This window comes from Mucilaginibacter sp. (genome assembly GCF_039207105.1).
Taxonomy (GTDB): Bacteria; Bacteroidota; Bacteroidia; order Sphingobacteriales; family Sphingobacteriaceae; genus Mucilaginibacter.
This window is the reverse complement of record NZ_JBCECK010000251.1, coordinates 1-4888: the sequence shown is the minus strand read 5'-3', so window position 1 is coordinate 4888 and position 4888 is coordinate 1. Positions and strand designations below refer to the sequence as shown.

The following is a 4888-nucleotide window of genomic DNA, read 5'->3' as shown; positions in this document are numbered from 1 at the left end:
CGTGCTGATGCTCGTGTACAAGAGTTCGAAAACCGCAAAAAAGAAGCAAAATCTGCAAGCAACGCGGTTAAGAAAGTGAAAGAATCAGTTGAAAAATCAACTTTAGGTGATCTTAGCGTATTAGCTCAGTTAAAAGAGCAAATGGAAGGTGCTGAAAACAAAGCCCGCAAGGCTGCACCAGCTAAAGAATCAAAATCTGAAGAAGAAGAAGCATAAGCTTTAACTGAACAAATATTCTTTACAAAGCCCTTTCGTTAACTCGGAAGGGCTTTTTTGTTGACTAAATAACTTATATTTACTGTATGGAAGCCCATATGGTCAACATATTCTCGTTTAAAATATGCCTGCGGTTAATGTTCACTACGTTATTTATCGTTTTTTTAACGTATTGCATCAACTTTAACCACATGATAATGTCCTATGATTTTCATGGAAGCGCGCTCATATTAGCTTTTTTAATTGGCGCTTTCAGCTACATTGGGTTTGTCATCAAATCGGTTTGGTTATGGCGCTCATACTCCAAACCTGAAAAGGACGATAGCTTTAAACACATTGTTTTGCTAAGCCTGCTATTCGCCTTTTCGGAATTTGCATCATTAGGAATGATATTACCAGCCTTACGTTACCCGCGTTAATCAGAATATGTATGGTAAAATATAATAACCACTTATATTTTTAGCGGAGGCTTTTCAAAACAATTTACTATTTTTGCCCAAATCCATCCACCCATACGATGCAAAATCTTACACTGCTCGACGGACAGAAATTTCAGATCACCATACAACGTTTATGCCGCCAGCTGATCGAAAATCATAATGATTTTTCCGATTCGGTATTAATTGGTATCCAGCCCCGCGGTATTTATTTAGCCAGGCGCGTAGCCGAAGAACTAAGGAAAATATTACCCGGTAAAACCATTATGCAGGGCGACCTGGATATTACTTTTTACCGCGATGATTTCCGCAGGCGCGAATCGCAGCTGGTACCCAACCAAACCAAAATTGACTTTATCATTGAAGGTAAAAAGGTAGTGATGATGGATGATGTGCTTTGGACAGGTCGTACCATCCGTGCCGCTATGGATGCCATGCAGGCGTTCGGCCGCCCGGAAAAGGTAGAGCTCCTGGCCCTGGTTGATCGCCGCTACTCACGTCACATACCGGTATCTGCAGATTATGTAGGTATTGAGGTTGATTCTATCGCCTCGCAAAAGGTAGTAGTAAGTTGGAAAGATACCGATGGCGAAGATAAAATAGTGCTGGTATCGGAAGCGGCAGAATAAATAATACAGACATATACAATAGTATGAATATGTCATTGCGAGGAACGAAGCAATCGCGGATTTACAGAGCGGATCTGTATAGCATAGAGATTGCTTCGTTCCTCGCAATGACAGGATCAAAATAAAAATCCGAAATCGAACATCCGAAATCCGAAATAAAAAAGATATGGCAGGACTAAGCACAAGGCACTTATTAGGTATAAAAGATTTAAACCGGGCAGATATTGAACTCATATTTGAAACTGCCGATACCTTTAAATCTGTTTTAAACCGCCCTATAAAAAAGGTGCCTTCCCTGCGCGATGTCACCATCGCTAATATATTTTTCGAAAACTCAACCCGCACGCGCTTATCGTTTGAGCTGGCCGAAAAACGTTTATCAGCCGATGTGGTGAACTTCGCGGCATCCTCATCATCGGTAAGCAAAGGCGAAACGCTGATTGATACCGTGAATAACATCCTGGCCATGAAGGTAGACATGGTGGTGATGCGTCACCCCTATGCCGGTGCGGGTATCTTCCTGTCAAAACATGTAAAAGCACAGATCGTGAACGCCGGCGACGGTGCTCATGAACACCCAACCCAGGCCCTACTGGACGCTTTCTCTATCCGTGAAAAATATGGCGATGTGGCCGGTAAAAAAGTAGTGATCGTGGGTGATATCCTGCACTCGCGTGTAGCGCTTTCCAATATACTTTGCTTAAAGCAACTGGGTGCCGAGGTAATGGTTTGCGGCCCCACTACCCTGATCCCAAAATACATTGGATCATTAGGTGTAAAGGTGGAGCACAACTTAATAAAAGCACTTAACTGGTGCGATGTAGCCAACATGCTGCGCATACAGCTGGAGCGTCAGGACATTAAATATTTCCCTTCCCTGCGGGAATATACGATGCTTTTTGGCCTCAATAAAACTATTTTAGATTCCTTGGATAAAGAGATCACCGTAATGCACCCCGGCCCTATTAACCGCGGCGTGGAGATCACCAGTGACGTGGCCGACAGTAAACAATCTATCATATTAGATCAGGTAGAGAACGGTGTGGCGATCAGGATGGCGGTGCTCTATCTACTTGCAGGGCAAACACCATAATTCATGATTGGCACCATAAAGGGTCCCATTTTTGTTTGTGCTTATATGGCCCATACTGTAAAAGGCGTTATTACTTAAAGTGACCTTAATGAAATTAACCCGTTTTTTTTATTTATACCCCATTGTAACCTTTGTATTTTGCTCATCTACAGTATTTGCCCAAAGCCTTCAGCAGGTAAAAACGGACTCGGTATTTGCGCTGGTTCAACGGTTCTTTAATGCCAAACAGGCCGATTCCATTTACGCCCTGGGCGGAGATCGTTTCAAAAAGGCACTCTCCCGCGAAAGTTTCCGCTCCATTGCCGATCAGCAGCTTTTTCCGATGAACGATATTAAGGGCTCGTCACTTATTAGTTTTGTGAACAATAATGTGGCTACTTATAAGTTGATATTTGAAGCCGTAACCCTACAGCTTCAAATGGGTCTCGATCAAAACAACAAGCTTGATCTGTTTCTTTTTCAACCCTTTACACAGGTAACCGACGACAAGCTCACGCCCGTTTCTACAACAAACAAAATGATATCAGCAATGGACAAAGAGGTAGAAGCCGTTGTTCGCCCATATATGCAGAAAGCGGTTACGGTTGGACTCAGTATCGGCATTTTAAAAGACGGACAGATCACTACTTATAATTATGGCGAAACCGCGCGAGGAAACAAGCAGCTGCCAACATCAAATACTATCTTTGAAATAGGATCCATCACCAAAACGTTCACCTCGGTTTTGCTGGCTTATTATGTAAACGAAGGCAAGGTAAAACTTACCGACCCCATAACTAAATACCTGCCCGATTCTGTGGCTAAAAACCCGGCGTTAAAGCAAGTAACGCTTGAATCATTAAGCAACCACACCTCTGGCTTGGCCCGGATACCCGATAATCTGGAGGCTAACGCTACTGACGCGCTTAACCCTTATAAAAATTATAATAAGCAATTGTTGTTCTCCTACCTGAAAACCTGCAAGCTTAACAGCCAGCCGGGCGAAAGGTATGATTACTCCAATTTAGGGATGGGTGTGCTGGGTACCATCCTATCGCATATAAGCGGCAAAACTTTTGAGCAAATGGTGGCCGATGTAATAGCAAAACCCTTGAACATGCAAGGTACTGCCCAATATGTAAGTGTGGCAAAACAAACAAACATGGCCAATGTATATAACGCCACCGGCAACGTAACAGAGGCCTGGGATTTTGACGTATTAGCCCCCTGCGGAGCGCTACGCTCGTCTGTAAATGATTTGATGATTTACGCTAAGGCCAATATGATCCCTGCCTCAGATAAGCTTGGAAAGGCTATTGAGCTTACCCATCATATTACTTTTAATAAAGATGCTAAAATGGGACTGGCATGGCACATCATTCTGGTTGATGGAATAGAATATTACTTTCACAACGGAGGCACCTACGGCAGCAGCAGCTTTTTAGCCTTTAACAGCCAAAAGAATCTGGCTGTTGTTATCCTGTCAAACTCTGCTGAAAATACGGATTTGGTTGGTACGGAGCTGTTGAAAAAACTGCAGCTATAATCCCTACCTGCTCTACATTATTCCCTATTGTCATTGTGAGGTACGAAGCAATCGCGAACTTTTCGAATTTGGCTGCTCTGTGCTATTCGTGATTGCCGCGCTATCGCTCGCAATGACACCTTTTATCTTTTATCTCGCATCCCCCCTAAAACAATACATCCCACCTTGCCTAAGCAAAGCGGGATGTACCTGAAAGTAATCAGTCAACGAATTAACTCAATCCAACCCTATCAACTAATTATTTATCTTTTACGGTTGATCCGTCCCTGATCTCATCGCTGGCGGCTTTTACAAGCTGATCGCCGGGTTTCAGGTCACCAAAAACTTCCATCATATCACCTGATGAAAAACCCTTTTTAGCATCAACCCATTGTGCTTTGTGGTTTACAACCTTGATCACAAATACCTTTTCGGTTGAAGTAACCACAGCTGTTTTAGGTACAACAAATGTACTGTCGCCGCCCGGCAATGGTACGTTAACCTCGGCAAACATATGCGGCAATAATTTTCTATCTTTATTGTAAACGTCCATCTCTAAACGTTCTGATCTTAATTTTTCGTCAAGTGCTCCGGCCATACGTTTTACCTGTGCGGTAAATTTCTGGTTTGGTAAAGCTTTTACGGTAAAATTAACCTCACTTTTATTGCTCAACGCACCTGTAGAAACCTCAGGTATAGATACTACTAAACGCAGTCTGTTTTGGTCTTGCAGGGTAAACAATGGGTCGGTACTTTTACCACCCGGCCCCACATAGGCACCCAAGTTTACATTACGACTGGTAATTACACCATCAAACGGCGCCCTGATCTCGAGGTAAGCCAAATTTGCCGAAACTTCTTTGTAAGCTGATTTCGCAGCTTCTACATTAGCAAGGTCTGAGTTTTTCTTAGCCTCTGCCTGCTCCAGGTCATTTAATGATACTGTACCAGGTGTTTTGCTGGTGCTCACCAAACGGTCATAAGTAGCTTTGCTGGCAAAGTATATGGC

At 43.2% G+C, this 4888-nt stretch carries 5 protein-coding genes and 1 pseudogene; 5 read left to right on the top strand and 1 reads right to left on the bottom strand.

Annotation, left to right across the window (positions count from 1 at the left end; translation table 11 throughout):
- From AAGC65_RS24945 to AAGC65_RS24925, 5 genes and pseudogenes are all read left to right on the top strand, one after another.
- Positions 1–216: pseudogene (locus tag AAGC65_RS24945) on the top strand (30S ribosomal protein S1); the annotation flags it as partial.
- Positions 217–407: 191 nt separating this feature from the next.
- On the top strand, positions 408–635 hold the full coding sequence (locus tag AAGC65_RS24940; protein WP_343115179.1) for a hypothetical protein: 228 nt from the start codon (positions 408–410) through the stop codon (positions 633–635).
- Between the two features lie 98 nt (positions 636–733).
- Positions 734–1282, top strand: a complete 549-nt coding sequence (gene pyrR, locus AAGC65_RS24935) for a bifunctional pyr operon transcriptional regulator/uracil phosphoribosyltransferase PyrR (RefSeq protein ID WP_343115178.1) — start codon at positions 734–736, stop codon at positions 1280–1282.
- 166 nt (positions 1283–1448) lie between these two features.
- Positions 1449–2375, top strand: a complete 927-nt coding sequence (locus tag AAGC65_RS24930; protein ID WP_076374071.1) for an aspartate carbamoyltransferase catalytic subunit — start codon at positions 1449–1451, stop codon at positions 2373–2375.
- An 88-nt stretch (positions 2376–2463) separates the two neighbouring features.
- Positions 2464–3900 (top strand): serine hydrolase domain-containing protein, encoded by a 1437-nt coding sequence (locus tag AAGC65_RS24925; protein WP_343115177.1) that lies wholly within the window; start codon positions 2464–2466, stop codon positions 3898–3900.
- Positions 3901–4138: 238 nt separating this feature from the next.
- On the opposite strand, the gene AAGC65_RS24920 is transcribed toward AAGC65_RS24925, so the two are convergent.
- A partial coding sequence (locus AAGC65_RS24920) for an efflux RND transporter periplasmic adaptor subunit (RefSeq protein WP_343115176.1) occupies positions 4139–4888 on the bottom strand: 750 nt, incomplete at its 5' end.

Excerpts from the sequence above, each read along its gene's own strand:
- AAGC65_RS24940 (WP_343115179.1), top strand. The coding sequence starts at position 408 with ATGATAATGTCCTATGATTTTCATGGAAGCGCGCTCATATTAGCTTTT.
- pyrR (WP_343115178.1), top strand. The coding sequence starts at position 734 with ATGCAAAATCTTACACTGCTCGACGGACAGAAATTTCAGATCACCATA.
- AAGC65_RS24930 (WP_076374071.1), top strand. The coding sequence starts at position 1,449 with ATGGCAGGACTAAGCACAAGGCACTTATTAGGTATAAAAGATTTAAAC.
- AAGC65_RS24925 (WP_343115177.1), top strand. The coding sequence starts at position 2,464 with ATGAAATTAACCCGTTTTTTTTATTTATACCCCATTGTAACCTTTGTA.